Source organism: Arachnia sp. (genome assembly GCF_057238465.1).
Genome location: NZ_DBHHFZ010000006.1, coordinates 54,579 through 73,924, shown reverse-complemented (window position 1 = coordinate 73,924; position 19,346 = coordinate 54,579). Strand labels below are relative to the sequence as shown.

Genomic DNA, 19,346 nt, shown 5'->3' with positions numbered 1-19,346 from the left:
GGGCTCCGATGAAGCACGTCCTGCGAATCCTGGTCGCTGCCTCGGGCATGTCCTTGGGCCTGTCCACCCCCGCCGTTGCCGCCTCCGAGGAGGAGACGGTCAGCAACGCCTATCTGCACCTCGACGGTGCGATGGACGAATGGGCCTCGGCGCCGGCTCTTCGCGTGCCGTCGAGTTACCACGGGGGTTTCCTGGACTTCTGGGACAACTCCGTCACCTACGACAACGCGCTGGTGATCATCGCCTACGCCAACCGGAAGAACAACGTTGACTCCCTCAATCGGGCGAGAACCATGGGAGATGCCCTGCTGCAGATGCAAGCGAAGGACCCCATCGGCGATGGGCGCTTGCGAAACGCCTACGGGCCCGAGAACCTCTTCGACTCCAACGGTGTGCCGAACATCCAGACCTGGGGATCGGCGTCCGGCAACCAGGCCTGGGCCGGAATGGCGCTGGCCCATCTCGCGCACGTCACCAAGGACACGAAGTACCGCGACGGTGCGCTGCGCATCGGGGAATGGCTGCTGCGGGAGACCAAGGACACCCGTGGGCGTGGTGGCTTCACCGGTGGTTACAGATCCGACGGAACGAAGACCGAGTGGAAGTCAACCGAGCACAACATCGACATGGTGGGTCTGTTCGGGATGCTCCACCAGCTGACCAAGGACCGGAAATGGCGTCGCGCCCGCAAACACGCCCGCAAGTTCGTCAAGAGCATGTGGGACAAGAAGGAAGGATGCTTCCACATCGGGACGAAACCCGACGGAGTCACCATCAACCGGGACGAGTACATTCCCGAGGACGTGCAGTCCTGGGGTTATCTCGCCCTCCGATCGGACCGCTACCGCCGGGCACTGGACTGGAACATCGCCAACCTCGAGGTGACCGACGACTCCAATCCTTCCCAGCCGGTCGTCGGTGTGCGGTTCGCCTGGCAGATCAAAAAGGAACATCAGAAAAAGAACGACAACACGGTCTGGCTGGAGGGCACCGCCCACATGGCGCTCGCGTTGAGGATGAGCGGCAAGAAGAAACACAAGAAACGGGCCCGCGCATATCTGGACAGCATCCGCACGGCGCAGCTGCACGGCCCGAACGCGGATGGGAAGGGAATCCAGGCCAACTCGAAGGAAGGTCACTCCGGCGGCGATGATGTCAACTACACGAGCCTGCACACCGGCGCCACCGCTTGGTACATCATGGCCAAGCAGGAACTGAATCCGTTCCACCTCGCCAAGAACTGAACCGGGGCGCGATCCTGTCATGACCAACATCACGGAGCCGGGCCGGATTCCGGAGAGCCGTAAGCAGTTCCACGCGCCATCCGCCCTGGCCATCGACATCGGTGGCACAAAAACCGCATTCGCGTGGGTGGGGGCGGACGGGGGCATCATTGATTCGTTCCGGGTGCCCACACCCGCTCCGGAGACGGCGCGCGACGAGGCGCTGCAACAGTTGCGGGGTCACGTGCGGCGGGTCCGGGGTTGGCACACCCGGTTCGGAACCTGCATCGTGGTGCGTCCGGGGCTGATGAGCTACGACGTCGTCGAACTCTCCCCGAACACGCCCGCCTGGGAGGACGCCGCCCTGGCGCAGCTCGTGCGCGACGAACTCGGCGAGGTGCGCATCCGCTTCGAGAATGACGTGCGAGCGGCAACTTACGGCGAGATGGTGGCCGGGAGGCTACGGGATGTCGACCCCGGCCTGTACGTCAACCTCGGCACCGGGGTGGCTGCCGCGCTGGTGGTGAACGGCCGCATCGTCGAGGGGGCGCACGGAGCCGCGGGTGAGATCGGCTACATGAAACCTAGCCCGGTGGCTGACGCGGTCAGGGGCGGCGACATTTCGCCCGCGCCGTTCGAGGAACTGCTCGGGGGGCCGGCGTTGGGCAGGCGGGCCTCGAAGATGCTGGGGCGGGCCGTGACCCCGAGGGAGTTGTTCGCCGCGAGGGACCCGGTCTCCGTCGCGTTCGTTGGTGAGATGGCGGCGCTCATCTCGACGATGCTCGGGAACCTCTGCACGCTGCTGGATCCGCAACGCATCGTCTTTGGCGGTGGGCTGGCCCGTTCCTTCGACCGGTGGGCACCCGTCGTCCGGGCCCACATGGCTGCCAGCTTCCCCTACGCGCCCGAGCTGGTCGTCTCCCAGCACGTTGCCGACGGGTCGCTGTTCGGCGCCGCCATGCTGTGTCTTTTGGAATTACCACAATGGTGACGCCCCGGCGCACCCGACCGACAGGAGCATGTCCATGACAGATGTCCGAGTACTCATGTTCGGCGCTCACCCCGACGACTGCGAGTTCGAATCGTCCGGGCTGGCCGCGCTCGTAACCCGGGCCGGCGGGGTGGTGCGGTTCGTCTCCGCCACCGATGGTTCCAGCGGCCATCACAAGATGACCGGCCCGGAATTGGTGGAACGCCGCCGCGTGGAGGCCCGGGCCGGTGCGGCAGCGGTCGGGGCGACGGTGACCAACCTCGGGTTCACCGACGGCTGGTTGTTCCCCGACCGGGCGCTGCGCGAGGCGGTGATCACAGCCATCCGGTCCTTCGGGCCGCACGTCGTGGTGTCTCCCAGGCCGTCCGATTACCACCCGGACCACCGGGCCATCGCGACGGCGGTGCAGGACGCGGGGTATCTGCTCATGGTTCCGGGCATCGTCCCCGACGTGCCGGTGCCGGGAACCCGGCCGGTGATCCTGCACACCCACGACCCGTTCACCGACCCGAGGCCGTTTCGCCCCGACGTCGTGTTCGACATCGACGCGGTGCTGGAACGGAAACTGGACGCCATCATGGCCCACGAGAGCCAGGTTCGTGAATGGCTGCCGCACATCAACGGATTCGCGGCCGAGGTCCCAGGAACGGAACCCGCACGTACCGAGTTCCTTCGCCTGCGGGAGCGAGAGAAAATCAACCGGATCGCGGTCAAGTTCGCGGACGAACTGAGGCGACGCCACGGACGTGTCCCCGCGGCCGCGGAGGCCTACGAGATCTCCGAGTACGGCGCCCCCACGGACGCCGACCACGTCCACGAACTGCTCGGCATCCTCCCCTAGGTCGTTCCCCGCTTCGGAGCCCCTAAATCTTCGTGCGGTGGAAGTTCAGGTAGGAACGCGACGGGGTGGGGCCCCGCTGACCCTGGTAGCGGGAGCCGTACTCCTTGGAGCCGTACGGGTGCTGGGCCTCCGAGGAGAGCCGGAAGAAACACAGCTGGCCGATCTTCATGCCCGGCCACAGTTTCACGGGCAGCGTGGCCATGTTCGACAGTTCCAGGGTCACGTGTCCGGAGAAACCCGGGTCGATGAAACCAGCCGTGGAGTGGGTCAGCAGCCCCAGCCGACCCAGCGACGACTTGCCCTCCAGGCGTGCCGCCACCGTCGCGGGCAGGCTCACCTGCTCCCACGTCGAACCGAGCACGAACTCACCCGGGTGCAGCACGAAGGCCTCCTCGTCGCCGACCTCGATCATCCGGGTCAGTTCGGGCTGTTCCTCGGCGGGGTCGATGTGCGGGTAGCGGTGGTTCTCGAACACCCGGAAGAACCGGTCGAGACGCACGTCGATGCTCGACGGCTGGAGCATCGCGGGATCCCACGGCTCCAAGGCGATCCGCCCCTCGGTCACCTCGGCCAGGATGTCTCGGTCGCTCAAAAGCATGCACTGAGCCTAATGGTTACGGGGCCGGGGCCGGGGGATGCCGACCAATGGCCAGCCCGGTGTCGTAGCTGGTTCGTTGCTCCTCTCAAGACACGTTCCGGCGCGGTTTTCACCATCCGCCGGGACAACCGGCGCGGCTATCCTGCGACGCCTCATCCGCTGGCACCCCCTCGGGCAGGCCGCGGGATAACCTTGGATTCATGTCCCCGGATACCATGTTTCGGCTGCACCGCCTCCGGCTCAAGAACTATCGCAGCATCAAGATCTGCAACCTGTCTCTGGGGCCTCTGACGTTGCTGGTCGGTCCGAACGGGTCCGGAAAGTCCAATGTGCTCGACGCCCTCAGGTTCACCAGCCAGGCGCTCGGCGAAAACTTGGACAATGCGCTCAGGGAACGCGGCGGCATCGCCGAGGTGCGGCGCCGTTCAACGGGGCATCCGACGCACTTCACCATTGCCATGACCTTCGTGATGGGCGCAGGACGGCAGGCAGGTGAGTACGAGTTCGAGATCGGGGCGGCAAAAGGCGGTGAATATCGCGTTTCCCGGGAGATGTGTCGCATTCGTTCCGGCGAATTCGGTTCGGAGGACCGGTTCTTCGAGACGCGCGCCGGGCAGCTGATGAGCAGTTCCGAGGAACGACTGCCCAGGATCTTCCCGGACCGGCTTCTGCTGGTGGCGCTCTCCGGGCAGGAACCGTTCAGGCAGCTCTTCGACGGGCTCGCGTCCATGGGGGTGTTCAGCCCCGCCCCCGAGGCCATGCGGGTCGTCCAGAAACCCGACCCCGGAGACCTGCTCCGCCGGGACGCGTCGAACATCGCGTCGGTGATCGAACGGCTCAGACGCACCGATCTGCCCGCCAAGGCCAGGATCGAGGAGTACCTGTCCCACATCGTGCCCGGGGTGAAGGCGATTCAGCGCGTTGGTGTGGCCAACTGGGAAACCCTGGAGTTCCAGCAGGAGGTGCAGGGAGCCGCCAACCCTTGGTCCTTCCAGGCGTCCTCGATGAGCGATGGAACGTTGCGGGCCCTGGGGGTGTTGGTGGCGTTGTTCGCGGGAACGGGGGAGGTGATGAGCCCGGTCGGGATCGAGGAACCGGAATCCGCCCTGCACCCGGCGGCATCGGGTCTGCTTCTCGACGCGATCCGCGACGCGAGCCAGCGAAGACAGATCCTTGTCACGAGCCACAGCCCCGACCTGCTCGATTCGCCGTCCATCACTGTCGATGAATTGCTAGCGGTGCGTTCGGTCTCGGGAACCACTGTCGTGGATCGGCCTGACGCGGCGGCGCAGGTAGCGCTGAAGGAATCCCTCTTCACCGCGGGTGAGCTTGTTCGTGCGGATCAGCTCCAGCCGGAAATCGGTGGCGTCGCATGGTGAGAATTGCTTCCGTGGTGGAGGGCCACGGCGAGGTGGAGGCCCTCCCGGTGCTGATCCGCCGCATCTGTGAGGAGCAAGGTGAATACGGACACGAGGTCGGGAAACCTCACAGGATCCATCGACCAGAGATGCACACGCCGAAGGTTCTCGCGGCTGTTCGGATCCAGCGGGCGCGGGTGGGGGAGAGTGGAATCGTCGTTGTGCTGTACGACGCGGACGACGACGAGTGGGAGGCGGCAAGAAAGAGCACTCAGGAGCAGCTGGGGCAGGAACGAGCCGTCATCGCCGTCGCGGTGCGGGAATATGAGGCATGGTTCCTGGCGGCCCTTGAATCTCTCGGTGAAAGTCGGGCGATCAAACAGGGTGCTCGCTTCGATGCCGATCCCGAGCAGCCCCGCAACGCTAAGAAACAGCTCGAACTGCACATGACCGAGTCATACCGGGAGACGCTGCACCAGCCGAAGTTTTCAGCACTCATGGATCTTGATCTGTTGCGTCGCAGGAGCCCCTCTTATGGCCGTTTTGAGGACGACTTGGCCGCGGCATTGAAATTGAGTCGGTGAAGGGGTCTACCCTCTTCGCATGAGACCTCTGGACGGACTTGGCGTGAGCCGTGGTGAGGGGGCCATGTTGAGTCCCCTCGCCCGCGACCACTCGGTGCTGCATCACCATTTCTCCCGCGGTACGGCACGCCGGGTGCTTGCGCAGGCGAGACCGTTCAAGGGGTGGTTCGTCGTCTTCGCGGTCGCTGTGCTGGGAGGCAGCGCCACCACCGTGCTCCCGATGCTGCTGTTCCAACGCATCATCGACGACGGGGTGCTTGCGGGAAACGCGGATCTCGTCGTGCAGTTGGCGTTGGTGGTCGCCGGGTTGGCGCTGGTCGGCATGGGGCTGGGGCTGCTGGAACGCTGGTGCTCGGCGCGGATCGGGGAGGGCCTGACCCACCGGCTGCGATGTCAGCTGTTCGACCGTGTCAACAGCATGCCGCTGGCCTTTTTCACCCGCTCCAGCACGGGCAGGCTCGTCTCCCGCATCGTCGGGGACGTCTCGGGTGCGCAGCAGGCGTTCACGTCGACGTTCTCGCAGGCCCTCAGCAACGCCGCCACCCTGCTGCTCGTCCTGGGTTCGATGCTGTTGCTGTCGTGGCAGCTGACCCTGGCGGCCCTGGTGCTGCTGCCCGTGTTCCTGGTGCCCGCAAAACTGGTGGCGCGGCGCACGGCCCGCCTGGCGCGCCTGAGGATGGACCATCAGGCGCAGCTGACCGAGACCATGACCGAGCGTTTCACCGTCTCCGGTGCGATGCTGGTGAAACTGTTCGGAAACCCGCGCAGTGAGTCCCGGATGTTCGATGCCCAGGCCGGGCAGCTGGCCCGCGACGGGGTGCAGATGGCGATGATGGTGCGCATCTTCCTGTCCGCCCTGACCCTGGCGGGGGCGTTGGCCACCGCCGTGTTCTACGGCGTGGGTGGCAACGCGGTCATCGAGGGGCGGCTCAGCCTCGGTACCCTGACCGCCATGGTGGCGCTCCTGGCGCGTCTCTACGGGCCCTTGACGCAGCTGAGCAACCTGCGGATCGACCTGATGACCGCCATGGTCAGTTTCGAACGGGTCTTCGAGGTGCTGGACCTCAAACCCTCCATCTACGACGCCCACGACTCGATCAACGTACCGGGTCCGCCGAGCATCGAGTTCGACAAGGTGTGGTTCACCTACCCCACGGCCTCGGAGGTGTCGTTGTCATCCCTCACCTCGGAGGCCGAAAGGGAACAGAAACGCGGCGACAAGGTGCTGAGTGAGATCAGTTTCTATGTCGAACCCGGGCAGACGGTGGCGCTGGTCGGGCCGTCCGGGGCGGGCAAGACCACCATCACCCACCTGGTGGCGCGCCTCTACGAGGTCGATCACGGGGCGGTGCGTGTCGGTGGTGCCGACGTGCGGGGGTTGAAGCAGGCGAGCCTGCGCAACACCGTCGGATACGTCACCCAGGACGCGCACCTGTTCCACGACACCATCCGCGTCAACCTCCAGTACGCCCTGCCGGAAGCCGAGGAGCAGCAGCTGTGGGAGGCCCTCGAGGGGGCACAGCTGGCCGACCTGGTGCGCGGCCTCCCCGATGGCCTCGAAACCGTGGTGGGGGAGCGGGGCTACCGGCTCAGCGGCGGGGAGCGGCAGCGACTGGCGATCGCCCGGCTGCTGCTGAAGTCGCCGCCCGTGATCATCCTCGACGAGGCCACCGCGCACCTCGACTCCACCTCTGAACGCCTCGTCCAGCAGGCCTTGGATGTCGCGCGGCAGGGCCGCACCGCGATCGTGGTCGCCCACCGGTTGTCGACGGTGCGTTCCGCGGACCTGATCCTGGTGCTCGAGAACGGCCGGATCACCGAACGCGGCACCCACGACGAACTCCTGGCCGCCGACGGTGCTTACGCCAGGCTGTACCATCACCAGTTCGACGCCTCCGGCTAGGGTTTCAGCGTCATCACACCCGGTGGGTGCTCCCGGTCAGCTCGTGGAGCACCTCCACGTGGCCGTCATCGCCGGTTTCCTCCCCGGCCGGGCGGAACCCCACCTTGGCCAGCACCCGCAGGCTCGCGGCGTTGCCGGCTCGGACCCGCGTCGAGACCACGTCCAGGCCGAGGCCGTCGAACGCCCACCCGCACACGAGCCGGAGTGCGCGGGTCGCGATCCCACGTCCCCGATGGGCCGGGTGCACGAAATAGGAAACGTTCCAGCGGCCATCGTGGAGTTTCAGGTCGATTCCTCCCGCGAACCCGGCCGGGACGCGGATCGCCCAAGTGAAGGAATCGGGTTCCGCGTCGTTCGCGACCCGTTCCAGATGGGCCCGGCAGCGTTCCAGACCCGGCCGGCACGGCCACCCGAACCAGCGGGCGCACTCGTCGTCCTGCGCATCCGACCAGTCGTCGGCGTCACCCACGTCCGGTGCCTCGAGCACGAGGTCGTCCGCGACCAGCCGGGGAGTTCTCATGGCGCCCAGCCTAGAACCCGATGCGTGTCATTGGGGTGCTGCACGTTTCCTGGGCGGTGACGAAAAACAGGTTCAATCGAACACGTGGGACATGAGTTTGTGTCGTGAGACTTGTGAACGGCCATTGCCAGGTGGGTTCTGGCTGGGGTTTTGCTGGTCGATACGCCGCCTGTGAACAAGTCTCACGGTGCTTCCAGACCCAAGCACCTTATACCCCCTATTCTAACTGGATATTGTTTCAATCCGTTTTAAGGTTCGCGGTGCTTCCAGACAGATGGCAATGAAGTAGAATGCCAAGACGGTCAGGAGTTTCAATCCGCTTTAAGGTTCGCGGTGCTTCCAAACACGGACCTAAATTGACGTACGTTCTCGACAAGGACTTGTTTCAATCCGCTTTAAGGTTCGCGGTGCTTCCAGACATCTGGTTATGTACGAAACACGGAGACACGACTCGGGGTTTCAATCCGCTTTAAGGTTCGCGGTGCTTCCAGACTCGCCTACTCCGACTCCAGGGCGAGAAGACGCTGGGGTTTCAATCCGCTTTAAGGTTCGCGGTGCTTCCAGACACGTCTGGAATGGCTCGAGTTGGATACTCCACCGGGTTTCAATCCGCTTTAAGGTTCGCGGTGCTTCCAGACCCGTAGTTTGAAAGGAGGCCCCACATGAAGGGGCTGTTTCAATCCGCTTTAAGGTTCGCGGTGCTTCCAGACATTAACAAAGTTACCCACTAGAAGAAAGCCCCCAGTAGTTTCAATCCGCTTTAAGGTTCGCGGTGCTTCCAGACAAGGAAGGAGGCCATCATGGCCAAGAAGAGCGCTTTTGTTTCAATCCGCTTTAAGGTTCGCGGTGCTTCCAGACTCGGAAGTGGAAAAGAGGCTGAGGCCTCGGTCTCGTTTCAATCCGCTTTAAGGTTCGCGGTGCTTCCAGACCTAATAGGCTTGGTGGCGTCCTTCGTGGACGTTTCAATCCGCTTTAAGGTTCGCGGTGCTTCCAGACTGGATGTTCTGGGACCTATGGAGACTCTGACCTCTGTTTCAATCCGCTTTAAGGTTCGCGGTGCTTCCAGACGAGTACTGCACTTCCCTCAAGCGCAACTTCATTTTGCGGTTTCAATCCGCTTTAAGGTTCGCGGTGCTTCCAGACATGCAGTATTTCCTGGCCTGGGCCAAGAACAACCGGTTTCAATCCGCTTTAAGGTTCGCGGTGCTTCCAGACCTGCCGTGCAACTGGGCCAGGTAGACGAGCTGGGTTTCAATCCGCTTTAAGGTTCGCGGTGCTTCCAGACCACTTGGTAATAAGTTTACCAGGTGTGGCCTCTGTGACGTTTCAATCCGCTTTAAGGTTCGCGGTGCTTCCAGACGACGCCAATAAGGCTGGCACCACCGAGTGCAGGTTTCAATCCGCTTTAAGGTTCGCGGTGCTTCCAGACAGGAATGAACATAAGATTCAATGCAAACGAATCTGTTTCAATCCGCTTTAAGGTTCGCGGTGCTTCCAGACTCGACGTCGCTCGAAAGGTGGCAATACCTTCTCGCGTTTCAATCCGCTTTAAGGTTCGCGGTGCTTCCAGACAGCTCACTGGTTGGCACATTAACAAGTTGTCCACTATGTTTCAATCCGCTTTAAGGTTCGCGGTGCTTCCAGACAAGATTCTCGGCGGCGTACGACCCGGAAGAGGTGTTTCAATCCGCTTTAAGGTTCGCGGTGCTTCCAGACAAAGGAAGTCCACCTCGCCTCCCTGGTTGAGGCACAGGTTTCAATCCGCTTTAAGGTTCGCGGTGCTTCCAGACTTCTGCGTAAGGGCTTTGGCGGAGATCCGCTAGAGTGTTTCAATCCGCTTTAAGGTTCGCGGTGCTTCCAGACCCTACCCCATGACACGCCGTCCTGACAAGCCCCGTTGCAGCGGTTTTACACACCACCCCTCCTCACCCCCTCCAACCAGAGGACAGAACCTGTCCTCAAAGGGGTAAAACCCCTAGTCAAGTGCCATACACACCTGAAGCCATTTTTGGTCGTTCTCCAACACCCCTGTCCGGGGGTGTCTCCAAAACACCCGCAGGCAGCCGGGAGCGCCGGCTGCCTCCAACCCTACCCCCACGCCATCCCATCCCGTGACGGGCCCGTGACTCAGGGATCGGCAAACTCGGTGGCTTGGGTGGTTTGACGGGGGCGCGGGCCCTGCAGGGGGCGATGAGCGGTGCTTGATCAACCCTTCACCCCGGGGAGTCCGCGTCGATGTCAGCTACCCGCCACCACCGCTGCCCTGTCACGCCAGCCTGTGGCCTGTGTCCTCCAGAACGTGACTGATCCTCGTCACCGGCGGGGTGTGCGTCACGCTCTGCCCCGCGGTCTTGTCCCTGGCGGTGGTGGGGGGTGTCGGCCGGCAGTTTGATGGCGTAAGGGGCGCGCCGCCGATCTGATTCCCCGCGATCTGGCCGGTCTGGGTCTGGAGAAGGGGCAGACGTTGCCATCGGCAGTCCGTCGGTCTCATCCGCATCTTCCACGACCCCGGCACATCCATCGCCTCAACCACCAGAGCCTTGGCCAGATGCCCAAAACGAGCCATCAAACTATTCACCCAAACCCCCACCTAACCGACTTTGCCGCCCCATGGCCCGCGACTCCCTTCGCAAGGCGCCAGTCATCCCGTCTGATTTCCCATAGGCATCGGCGGGTTTAGCAGGAACTCTCCTCGGCGCGGGCAACTGGAGGTTTATCCACAGGCGGCACGTCGGTTAGCGAAACCCTTGGCCGAAGCACACTTGAGAACGGATGTGAATAAGTTTCCTCGTCAACCAGAAAATTCTACCGTGCCGGAAGAAAAGCGATCGAGGATGTGGTTTCATGGATTGAAGCCTGCTACAATCAAACCGGTTTTCATTTCGGTGGTTGGGTGTTGCGCCCCAAGTGAAGTCCATCAAGACAAGAGAGGCAAACTGATGCGGCGGTTTAAACCATGATCCAAGATTTTGCCACCATCCGAAAAACTTATAGCAGTCCAACCGAAACCAAGGCCTCCGCGCCGTGCGCACTGGGAAGATCGGAGATGAGTGTTGAATAACTGGATTCGAGTACTGCGGCTCATTTGGTCGACGGGACGCGGCGGCGTCCTCGGCATACTTGTCTCGACCGCGATCGACGCCCTCGTGCCCGCAGTCCAAGTTGTGCTTCTGGGACTTACGGTCAATGCCGTCCTCAATGCTGCGGACGCCGCAGACCTCTTGATCTACCCATTGCTATTTGGGCTCGTTGCGTGTTTTGGCCTGATTCTCACCACCTTGCAGAGCTATTGGCAGGCCTCACTTGAGCAGAAGGTGTCGAATACCTTCAACCTGAAGCTGATGGAGAAGTCAGGGGAACTGAGTCTTCCGGATTTTGAGAATCCCAAAGTGTATAACATGCTTCAGCTCGCTACGCGTGAGGCGACCAGCCGCCCCTACCAGCTGTTCTCGCAATTGGTGGCCACCGTGTCGGGCGGTATCTCGCTCGTGACGGTCACCGGAATTGTTGTCAGTTGGAATCCGTTGGTGGCGTTGCTGGTCCTCCTGTCGCCCGTGCTGCCCGTGCTGGTGAACCAGCTTTTCGTGAAGCGGCTTTGGCAGGTGGAACGCAACCGTTCCGAGGAAAGACGTAGAGGACAGTATCTCCTTGCGCTGGTGACAAACGACAAGACGTATAAAGAGACACGTCTGTTCGGTCTGGTCCCGCATTTCATCAACACCTACCGGCAGCTGCTCGGGCGATTCTATTCGGTCGATATGGAAATTGAGCGCAAGCGTGACGTGGCGGGTGTCCTCTCGGGGCTCCTGGGTGTTGTCGTCACAGCCGTGGCGATCTTCTTCGCGATATCTGACTCACTCGCGGTGGGTGATGTGGGTCGTCTTGCCGCCTATATCAGCGCGATATCGGCAGTCACGGCTGCTGCACAGATGTTCATCGGAGGTTTTGGACAGCTCTTCGAGCACACGCTCTTCCTCGGCAACCTGTTCGACTTCCTGGACCTCTCGCCCACCCAGAAACAAAGCGAAGACTCGCCGAGGCCGGCTTTGAGGGGTGGCGATACGGTGGAACCTCAGGAGATTGTCTTCGACGATGTAACTTTCCAGTACCCCGGCCAAGCAGAGGCAGCATTGTTGAACTTCTCCGCCACCTTCTCCCCGGGGCGAACGGTCGCGCTCGTTGGCGAGAACGGCGCGGGGAAATCCACGATCGTGAAGCTACTCACGCGCCTTTACGAACCGACGTCTGGTCGTATTCTCCTGGGCGGTGTCGACATTCGGGAGATTGACCTGGATGCCTATCGCGAGCAGTTGGCGGTGCTGTTCCAGGACTTCATTCAGTATGAAACCTCTCTGCGTCAAAACATTGGTTTTGGGTGGCTGGAGAGAATGGAGGACGGCGAAGGAATCCTGTCCGCGGCCAGGCGTGCCCGACTCATGGACGTAGTTGAAGATCTACCGCATGGGGTTGATACGCAGCTTGGAAAATGGTTCAGCGAGGGCCGTCAGCTGTCGGGGGGTGAATGGCAGCGCGTGGCGCTGGCACGCGCCCTCTTCCGTGACGCTCCAATCATTGTCCTCGACGAGCCGACGGCCTCGCTTGATGCGCAGGCCGAAGAAGCCGTGTTTGAACAGATGAACACAGAGGAGTCGCGGGCCACGAAAATTCTCATCTCGCATCGCTTCTCGACGGTCCGCATGGCTGATGAGATCCTGGTGATCAGCGGGGGCAGGCTCATCGAATGCGGTACGCACAGTTCGCTGGTCTCGACCGGCGGTGTCTACGCAAAGATGTATGCAGTTCAGGCGAAGGGCTACCTGGATGGGTAGGCCTCCAGCTTCGGCTGGGATGTTGTGGGTTTTGTGGACGGTGACAAAAACTTGGAACATGGAGGCTTATTCACAGGCGGTGTGTCGGCCGGTGAAACCCTTGATCAGAGCACGTTTTATGATGGCTGTGAACAAGCCCCTCCGGGGCTGTCCCGGAGAATCGATTCCAGCAGGGAGGGCAGGGCGGTGGAGGGGTTCCGTCCGATTTCATTCGCACCGACCGGGGTGCGTGAGGCCCGACGTCTCGCCTCGGGATGCTTGGTGTAAGGAAAGGCCGGAGGGATGGATTTGCCCAAGCCGTGGCGTCTGGCGGCGTGCTGGACCTCGCTGCTGGAGCCCTCCTGCGTCCAGTCCTCGAAGTGCCAGAGGAGCCAGACCTCGAAACAGGGGTTGGAAACGGCGGCTGATAAGTTCTCCTGCCGTGTTTCCCGGAGAACGGGGATGAGCTTTGCGTGCTGGTCGACATCCAGGAGCAACCAGACCTCGTCATAGTCATTGGCGCGTGAATGACATCGTGCCTTCGCGGTTTTGAGTACCTTGCTCGGTTCTCCTCTGCCGTCCACCACGTCAATCGCGGTCACCTGCGTCCGGTTGGGGCGAAGGAATTGCATGAAACCTTCGAGGTATTCCTTCTCCGTTTTCCCTCGGTCACCACCAAGAGCCTGCGGTTTTCTCGTCGGGTTCCGGTCCGCCGGTTCAATGACCTCGCCGGTCGGCGTTCTTGTCGTCTGCTCATATCGGCAGTTGCTCCTGGACGCCGACGAGGTGCCGAACCTGGGTCGGGGCGAGGCGCGGGAGTGCTCCGTAGCGTCCCGACAGGTAGCGGCGGGCGTGGTTCTGTTCGGCTCGGGTGGGGAACTCGTCGAGGCTGAAGAGGTCGCTGACCCCCTGCGCGTCCTTCTGGGTGAACCAGACCTGCTCGGGGGTGAGTCGCGCTGGGTTCACGTTGTCGATGAAGTGCGTGTCGTGCGTGGTGAAAACGATCTGGGCGCCGTGAGGATTGATGTCCGGGTCGGTGAACATGGATACCAGCACCTGCGCCAGCTGCGGATGGAGACTTGCGTCGAGTTCGTCGATGCACAGCACCCCGCCGCTGCGAAGCTTTGCCAGGGCCGGGACCGCCAGGCCGAGCCAAGTGAGGGTTCCCGCGCTCTCGGCGTTCAGATCCAGGGGATAGGCCCCGTCGATCCCGAGGTGGTGGAATCTCAGGGCGCGACGAAGCCGGATGATCAACTCCTCGAACTGGTCGGCCTCCAGGACCAGACGGGTGGGATCGTGAGGTGTGTCATCCTCCGGGGCCTCGGGCTGCGTTGCGTCGGTGGCCGGGCCGAGGTTCATCAGGAATTCCTTGAAGTACTCGGGAAGTTCCCGTTCGCTCACCTCCGCATGGCAGATCCCGACATCGGCCACGCGCAGCAACGTGACGAGATCGTCCGACTTGAAACGCCCCCCGGCCAGCTCGGTCGTGAGCTGCCGAAGACGTTCCTCCCGTGCCTGCTCGGAGTAGGACACGAACTCGAACCCCCCGATGATCTCGCTGGCCAGTCGCTGGAGCTGCTCGTGCCTTGCGGTGAAGGCGCGGGACAACACCAGCTCCCGGGGGCCGGTGATCCGGCTCAGGAGTGCGGCGCCGCCGCGTAGTCTGCGTCCCACCTCGATGTCGCCGCCGTGTCGGTTGAAGAGCGTCGTGGGTTTCGACGTCCAATAACCTCGGAGCCACTCCTCGGTGACTTCGTGTTCGGTGAGACTGAAACCGTACTCGTAGCGGACGTCGTCGACGACGAAGTCCAGGACGAAGGTCGAGGGTCGGTTGGCGGACTTGGTGTCCAGCAGGAAGGGCCTTCGGGGCAGCTTCGAGTCTCCCGCCCACGTGGTCGCTGAGTTCCGAACCATCGAGGTGAAGAAGCGCATCCCGTGCAGCAGGGCGCTCTTGCCGGAGGCGTTCGGACCGTAGATCGCGGCCACCCGGCTGACGTGGCGCAACCAGTGCGAGTCGCGCGGCACTTGGGACTTCAGGGTGTGCGAGACGAGGTTGAGGGTGGCTTCATCCCTGAAGCTGGCATGGTTCGACAAGCTGAACTGAAGCAGCAGCATGCAGCAATTATGCATTATTTCTTGCTATATGTGTCGGGTTCCGTCCAAATGGTGGATTTGGATGCCCGTACATGCTTCAAGGTGGATCTTCCCCGTGGGGCTGTGGACGATGTGTGCTGGAGACGAACCCCGACCTGAGAGCTCCGCTAGCGTTGCGGCATGGCCGCTACCCCTTCCGTCGCCGAGCTGAAGCGACGTTTGGGTGTGGACGGCGACCGCGGTGAACCGCCGGGACTGCCGGGTGTTCGATGTCTTCCGGGGCCGGGGTCAGCGGTGGTGCTGCTCGCCGACACCGCGGTCGGGGCGGCGTGGGCGCGCCGGCGGGGCGACGTGCTCTCGCGCGACGAGGCGGAACGGGCGGCGCGGTTCGTGTTCCCCGGGCTCGGGGAGGCGTGGGCCGGGGCGCACGTGCTGCTGCGCGAGGTGCTGGGGCGTGCGACGCTGATACCCGCGGCGGATGTGCGGATCCGCACCGGCGAGTTCGGGAAGCCATCGGTCGACGGGGTCGAGTTCTCGCTGTCCCACACGGGCTCTGTCGTGCTGATCGGTCTCGGCGATCTTCCGCTCGGGGTGGACGTGGAGAAGATCCCGGAGGGGCGGACGGCAGGGCAGGTCGGTTCGGGTTTTCATCCGCAGGAGACCGAGGAGCTGCTCGACCTTCCCGCCGATGCGCGCCCCGAGGCATTCGCGCGCGTCTGGGTGCGCAAGGAGGCCCTGCTCAAGGCCATTGGAACCGGCCTGTCGCGTGGCATCTCCCGCGACTACGTGGGTGCCGGAACGGTCCCGGGAACCCCCGTCGCGGGGCTGCGCATCCACGACCTGGCGCTCCCGGGGATGCCCGGTCACCGCGCGGCGCTGTGCACCACGGTGCCCGAGGCCGCCCCGTAGCGACGGATACTCAACGGACCCGCCAACGAGCGGTCTGCTTGAAATCGGCCAGCAGCGAGGCGAAAACCCCGTTCCCGGCGGCCAGGTCACCCGGGCTGCCCTCTTCCACGACCCGCGTCGGTGTGCCGTTCTCGCGACCCGAGAGCACGTGGATGTGATCGGCCTGCATCACCGTCGACAGGCGGTGGGCGATGACGATGACCGTCCGGCCCCGCGACAATTCGCCCAGGGTCGCGGTGATCGCGGCCTCGTTCTCGGCGTCCAGGGCCGAGGTGATCTCGTCCAGCAACAGGATCGGTGCGTCCTTCAGGAAGGCACGGGCGATCGAGACGCGCTGCCGTTCACCGCCGGACAGTTTCTGGCCGCCCTCCCCGACCTGCGTGCCGGCGCCGTCCGGCAGCCGGGCGATCGTCTGGTCGAGTCCGGCCCGGTGGAGTGCGTCGGCCACCTCGGCGTCGGTCGCGTCGGGACGGGAAATCCGGACGTTCTCGGTGATGGTGGTGTTGAAAAGGTAGACGTCCTGGAAAACCATGGAGGTCATCTCCATCAGCTTCGTGGTTGGGATGTCCCGTACGTCGACGCCACCGATGGTGATCGAGCCCCCGTCGACGTCCCAGAACCGTGCGGCCAAGCGGGTGACGGTCGACTTGCCGCAGCCCGACGGCCCGATCAATGCGGTGATCTCGTTCTCCCGGACGGTCAGCGACAAACCGGAGAACACCGGCTGGTCCGCGACATAACCGAAATGGACGTCGTTGAACCGGATCGTGGTGCCCTGCGGGACCTTCGGTTCGTCAGGTTCGGGCAGCGGCGCAGAATCGACGATCGCACCGATGGCATCCAGGCTGACGATCGACTTCTGGATTTCGGCCGCGTACAGCACCGACTGGGAGATCGGGGTCGTGAAACGGGCCGCCATCAGGCCGATGGCCAGGTAACCCGGCACGTCGAGCCGCCCACCCAGCGCCAGCACCAACCCGGTGCCCAGGACCGCGGCGAAGAACACCTGCCCCAGGATCCCGAACGCCGCCGAGGGCCGTGACTGCGCCGCCATCAATCCCTTCACCGTGGCGTGCTCGTCGTGCAGCGCTTTTTTGAGGGGTTCCCAGCTCGTTCCGTTGAGTCCCTGGGCGCGCAGCACCGGCTGCAACCGGACCTGCTCGATGATGCGGTGTGCGGTCTCGGCGCTCACCTTCGGGGTGAGCTCCTGCTCGCGGCGGATCAGTGGCATCGCCCAGCGCCACAGCCCCCACACGACCGGGGTCACGACGACCATCACCAGACCCAGGAGCCAGTCGTGGATCAGCGTGACCACGACGGCGGTGGCGGGGGTGACCAAGGAGGAGATGAGCTGCGGGAAGACGATGGAGGCCAGGTGCGAAAGGGCGTCGGTTTCGCGGGTGACCGCGGCGGAGACCCGGCCCGTGGCCCCGGAGTCGAACCAGCCCAGCGGCAGCCCGGAGACCCGCTGTCCGATCTTCGCGATCACGTTGCCGCACACGTCGTAGGCGGAGATCCTGTTGGCGGCGATCATCGTCACGGACATCGTGGCGAAGGAGACCACCCCCAGGGCGATCAGCAACCAGAACGCCCCGGTGGCGCTGGACGGATCGTCCGAGAGAAATCCGCGCAGGAACCAGATCAGTGCGCCGAAGGCCAGGCCCTGCAGCACCGCGGCGACGGTGTAGCCGAGGATCAGGGTGTAGACGGTCTGCGGGCGGTCGAGGTATTTCCGGAAACGCTCAAGCATCCCGGCCTCCTGTCATCGTGTTCTGCTGGGCGGCCCAGAGCCGGGCGTAGTGCCCGTCCCGGGAGATCAGTTCGTCGTGCGAACCACACTCCGTGATCCGGCCCTCGTCGATGACCGCGATCTGGTCGGCGGTCCGGATGGTCGACAACCGGTGGGCGATCATCACCACGGTGCGACCCTCGGCGAGCCCCGAAATGGCCCGCTGGATCTCCAGCTCGGAGTGGGCGTCGGCCTGGGCTGTGGCCTCGTCGAGGATCAGGATCCGTGGGGCGGACAGGAAAGCGCGAGCGATGCCCAGCCGCTGCTCCTCGCCGCCGGACAGGAACCCATCGCCCGTCCCCAGCATCGTGTCGTAGCCGTTGGGCAGGGCCGTGATCCGGTCGTGGACATGAGCCTTCCGGGCGGTCTCGACGACCTGCTCGCGAGTGGCCTCCGGTTTGCCGAGCGCGATGTTGTTCGCGACGGTGTCGGAGGCAATCATGGCGTCCTGGAAGACCAACGCCATGGAACCCATCAGTTGCTCATCCGTCTGCTCACGGACATCGGCGCCGCCGATCCGGATCGCGCCGGAGTCGACATCCCAGAACCGGGCGATCAGCTTCGCCAGGGTGGACTTACCACCCCCGGACGGACCGACCAGGGCGGTCACGGTGCCCGGCCGGCAGGTCAGCGTCACGCCCTTCACGACGGGATTGTCGGGTTCGTATCCGAAGGTGATGTCGTCGACCTCGATGAGCGACGGATCGGCGGTCAGCGCGGCCCGGGTGGTGGGGGTCGCGAGCTCCGGGGTGCCCAGGATCTCCAGGGTGGAGTTGGCGGCCTGTTTGGCCGCGTAGATGTGCTGGAAGATCTGGACCAGGCTGGTCAGGCCCTCCGGGATCCCCACCCACACCAGGGCGAAGGCCACCACGGTGATCGGGGTGACCCAACCCAGGTGGAAGAACCAGAAACCCAACCCGATGGTCAGGGCCAGCATCGCGGCCGGCTGCATGACGGCCGCCATGATCGCCATGCTGACCCCGGATCTGCGCATCCAGTTCATGGTCACGTCGGCGTGGTTGCGGGCCGCGGCGTCGAACCGGCCGAAGACATCCGCGGTCATGCCGAAGTTCTTCACCTCCTTGATGCCGTCGACCATCTCGACCGTCACCGCGGACAGTTCCCGCTGGGCGGCGGAGTACTCGTCGAAGGACTGCTTCATGCCCTTCGTGGCGGGCAGCGTCGACATGCCCAGCAACAGCAGCCAGGCCAGTATCAGCAGCCCCGCGAAACGGGCGTCGAGCCACAGCAGGTAACCGAACCCGGCGACGACGGTCCCGGCCGAGTTCATCATGTCGCCGGCCAGATGGGCCACCAGGGTGTGGATCTGTTCCGTGTCGCCGATGACGGCGCGGTTGATCTGCCCCGAGGAACGGTCGTTGACCCAACCCAGCGGGACGCGAGGGAGCTTGTTCACCAGCTTCAACCGCAGCTCGTTGCGGAGGTTCGCCTCGGCGATGTGGGTGGCCCCGAGGGCCCCGGTGTAGGCGATCCCGTGGATGACCATGGACACCACGGCGGCCGTGAACCAGGCCCAGTGGTGCGCGGCGGATGCGCCATTGAGAAATCCGCGCCCGATCTCGACGAGCGCGATGTAGGGGACGATTTTCAGCGCCGCCCCGATGAAAGCGACCACGCCGCCCAGGAACATCGCCGTGTGCGCGGATCTGATCAGTTCCCAGACGCTCGTCGGATTCTGTCGCGGAACGGTGGCGACCATGTTTCCTT

14 protein-coding genes and 1 CRISPR repeat array are annotated in these 19,346 nt (G+C 63.7%); of the genes, 8 read left to right on the top strand and 6 right to left on the bottom strand.

From position 1 onward, the window contains the following. Positions 1 to 8: 8 nt before the first annotated feature. From ACO6D6_RS08015 to ACO6D6_RS08005, 3 genes are read left to right on the top strand one after another with little or no spacing between them, the layout of a single operon-like run. Complete coding sequence (locus ACO6D6_RS08015; protein WP_484784731.1) at positions 9 to 1,244, top strand: hypothetical protein; 1,236 nt, start codon at positions 9 to 11, stop codon at positions 1,242 to 1,244. Between the two features lie 19 nt (positions 1,245 to 1,263). Further along, positions 1,264 to 2,214: an ROK family protein gene (locus ACO6D6_RS08010; RefSeq protein ID WP_484784730.1), complete on the top strand. Its 951-nt coding sequence runs from the start codon at positions 1,264 to 1,266 to the stop codon at positions 2,212 to 2,214. A 34-nt stretch (positions 2,215 to 2,248) separates the two neighbouring features. Next, positions 2,249 to 3,055 carry a PIG-L deacetylase family protein gene (locus ACO6D6_RS08005; RefSeq protein ID WP_484784728.1) on the top strand — a complete coding sequence of 269 codons (807 nt, stop codon included), beginning with the start codon at positions 2,249 to 2,251 and terminating at the stop codon, positions 3,053 to 3,055. A gap of 22 nt (positions 3,056 to 3,077) precedes the next feature. Here ACO6D6_RS08005 and dcd read toward each other — a convergent pair whose 3' ends face one another. Continuing rightward, positions 3,078 to 3,653: a dCTP deaminase gene (gene dcd, locus ACO6D6_RS08000; protein ID WP_484784726.1), complete on the bottom strand. Its 576-nt coding sequence runs from the start codon at positions 3,651 to 3,653 to the stop codon at positions 3,078 to 3,080. Between the two features lie 200 nt (positions 3,654 to 3,853). Between dcd and ACO6D6_RS07995 the strand changes: the two genes are divergently transcribed. Genes ACO6D6_RS07995 through ACO6D6_RS07985 form a run of 3 tightly spaced genes read left to right on the top strand, consistent with a single transcriptional unit; the run spans position 3,854 to position 7,498 of the window. Continuing rightward, positions 3,854 to 5,032 (top strand): AAA family ATPase, encoded by a 1,179-nt coding sequence (locus ACO6D6_RS07995; RefSeq protein WP_014847773.1) that lies wholly within the window; start codon positions 3,854 to 3,856, stop codon positions 5,030 to 5,032. Beyond that, on the top strand, positions 5,026 to 5,595 hold the full coding sequence (locus tag ACO6D6_RS07990) for a DUF4276 family protein (protein ID WP_484784724.1): 570 nt from the start codon (positions 5,026 to 5,028) through the stop codon (positions 5,593 to 5,595). Before ACO6D6_RS07995 ends, ACO6D6_RS07990 begins: the two co-directional genes overlap by 7 nt. A gap of 19 nt (positions 5,596 to 5,614) precedes the next feature. Continuing rightward, on the top strand, positions 5,615 to 7,498 hold the full coding sequence (locus ACO6D6_RS07985; protein WP_484784723.1) for an ABC transporter ATP-binding protein: 1,884 nt from the start codon (positions 5,615 to 5,617) through the stop codon (positions 7,496 to 7,498). Positions 7,499 to 7,511: 13 nt separating this feature from the next. Here the strand turns inward: ACO6D6_RS07985 and ACO6D6_RS07980 are convergent, their stop codons facing one another. Next, positions 7,512 to 8,018, bottom strand: coding sequence for a GNAT family N-acetyltransferase (locus tag ACO6D6_RS07980; RefSeq protein WP_484784722.1), 507 nt, complete (start codon positions 8,016 to 8,018; stop codon positions 7,512 to 7,514). 235 nt (positions 8,019 to 8,253) lie between these two features. Beyond that, positions 8,254 to 9,881: direct repeats of the CRISPR family, unit length 37 nt; unit sequence GTTTCAATCCGCTTTAAGGTTCGCGGTGCTTCCAGAC. Positions 9,882 to 11,071: 1,190 nt separating this feature from the next. Between ACO6D6_RS07980 and ACO6D6_RS07975 the strand changes: the two genes are divergently transcribed. Then, positions 11,072 to 12,847, top strand: a complete 1,776-nt coding sequence (locus ACO6D6_RS07975) for an ABC transporter ATP-binding protein (RefSeq protein ID WP_484784720.1) — start codon at positions 11,072 to 11,074, stop codon at positions 12,845 to 12,847. Between the two features lie 116 nt (positions 12,848 to 12,963). On the opposite strand, the gene ACO6D6_RS07970 is transcribed toward ACO6D6_RS07975, so the two are convergent. Next, positions 12,964 to 13,548, bottom strand: a complete 585-nt coding sequence (locus ACO6D6_RS07970) for an RloB family protein (RefSeq protein ID WP_484784820.1) — start codon at positions 13,546 to 13,548, stop codon at positions 12,964 to 12,966. A gap of 31 nt (positions 13,549 to 13,579) precedes the next feature. Next, positions 13,580 to 14,941 (bottom strand): AAA family ATPase, encoded by a 1,362-nt coding sequence (locus tag ACO6D6_RS07965; protein ID WP_484784718.1) that lies wholly within the window; start codon positions 14,939 to 14,941, stop codon positions 13,580 to 13,582. Positions 14,942 to 15,100: 159 nt separating this feature from the next. Here ACO6D6_RS07965 and ACO6D6_RS07960 point away from each other — a divergent pair, with 159 nt between their 5' ends. Then, positions 15,101 to 15,829, top strand: coding sequence for a 4'-phosphopantetheinyl transferase family protein (locus tag ACO6D6_RS07960; protein WP_484784716.1), 729 nt, complete (start codon positions 15,101 to 15,103; stop codon positions 15,827 to 15,829). A gap of 10 nt (positions 15,830 to 15,839) precedes the next feature. Here ACO6D6_RS07960 and ACO6D6_RS07955 read toward each other — a convergent pair whose 3' ends face one another. Together ACO6D6_RS07955 and ACO6D6_RS07950 are read right to left on the bottom strand one after the other, a co-directional pair. After that, entirely contained in the window at positions 15,840 to 17,579 is a 1,740-nt protein-coding gene (locus ACO6D6_RS07955; protein ID WP_484784714.1) for an ABC transporter ATP-binding protein, read from the bottom strand. Then, positions 17,572 to 19,338 carry an ABC transporter ATP-binding protein gene (locus tag ACO6D6_RS07950; protein ID WP_484784712.1) on the bottom strand — a complete coding sequence of 589 codons (1,767 nt, stop codon included), beginning with the start codon at positions 19,336 to 19,338 and terminating at the stop codon, positions 17,572 to 17,574. Before ACO6D6_RS07950 ends, ACO6D6_RS07955 begins: the two co-directional genes overlap by 8 nt. Positions 19,339 to 19,346 lie beyond the last annotated feature (8 nt).

Bases quoted from the DNA above. Each gene is read 5' to 3' on its own strand.
- ACO6D6_RS08015 (WP_484784731.1), top strand. From the start codon at position 9: ATGAAGCACGTCCTGCGAATCCTGGTCGCTGCCTCGGGCATGTCCTTG.
- ACO6D6_RS08010 (WP_484784730.1), top strand. From the start codon at position 1,264: ATGACCAACATCACGGAGCCGGGCCGGATTCCGGAGAGCCGTAAGCAG.
- ACO6D6_RS08005 (WP_484784728.1), top strand. From the start codon at position 2,249: ATGACAGATGTCCGAGTACTCATGTTCGGCGCTCACCCCGACGACTGC.
- dcd (WP_484784726.1), bottom strand. From the start codon at position 3,653: ATGCTTTTGAGCGACCGAGACATCCTGGCCGAGGTGACCGAGGGGCGG.
- ACO6D6_RS07995 (WP_014847773.1), top strand. From the start codon at position 3,854: ATGTCCCCGGATACCATGTTTCGGCTGCACCGCCTCCGGCTCAAGAAC.
- ACO6D6_RS07990 (WP_484784724.1), top strand. From the start codon at position 5,026: ATGGTGAGAATTGCTTCCGTGGTGGAGGGCCACGGCGAGGTGGAGGCC.
- ACO6D6_RS07985 (WP_484784723.1), top strand. From the start codon at position 5,615: ATGAGACCTCTGGACGGACTTGGCGTGAGCCGTGGTGAGGGGGCCATG.
- ACO6D6_RS07980 (WP_484784722.1), bottom strand. From the start codon at position 8,018: ATGAGAACTCCCCGGCTGGTCGCGGACGACCTCGTGCTCGAGGCACCG.
- ACO6D6_RS07965 (WP_484784718.1), bottom strand. From the start codon at position 14,941: ATGCTGCTGCTTCAGTTCAGCTTGTCGAACCATGCCAGCTTCAGGGAT.
- ACO6D6_RS07960 (WP_484784716.1), top strand. From the start codon at position 15,101: ATGGCCGCTACCCCTTCCGTCGCCGAGCTGAAGCGACGTTTGGGTGTG.
- ACO6D6_RS07955 (WP_484784714.1), bottom strand. From the start codon at position 17,579: ATGCTTGAGCGTTTCCGGAAATACCTCGACCGCCCGCAGACCGTCTAC.
- ACO6D6_RS07950 (WP_484784712.1), bottom strand. From the start codon at position 19,338: ATGGTCGCCACCGTTCCGCGACAGAATCCGACGAGCGTCTGGGAACTG.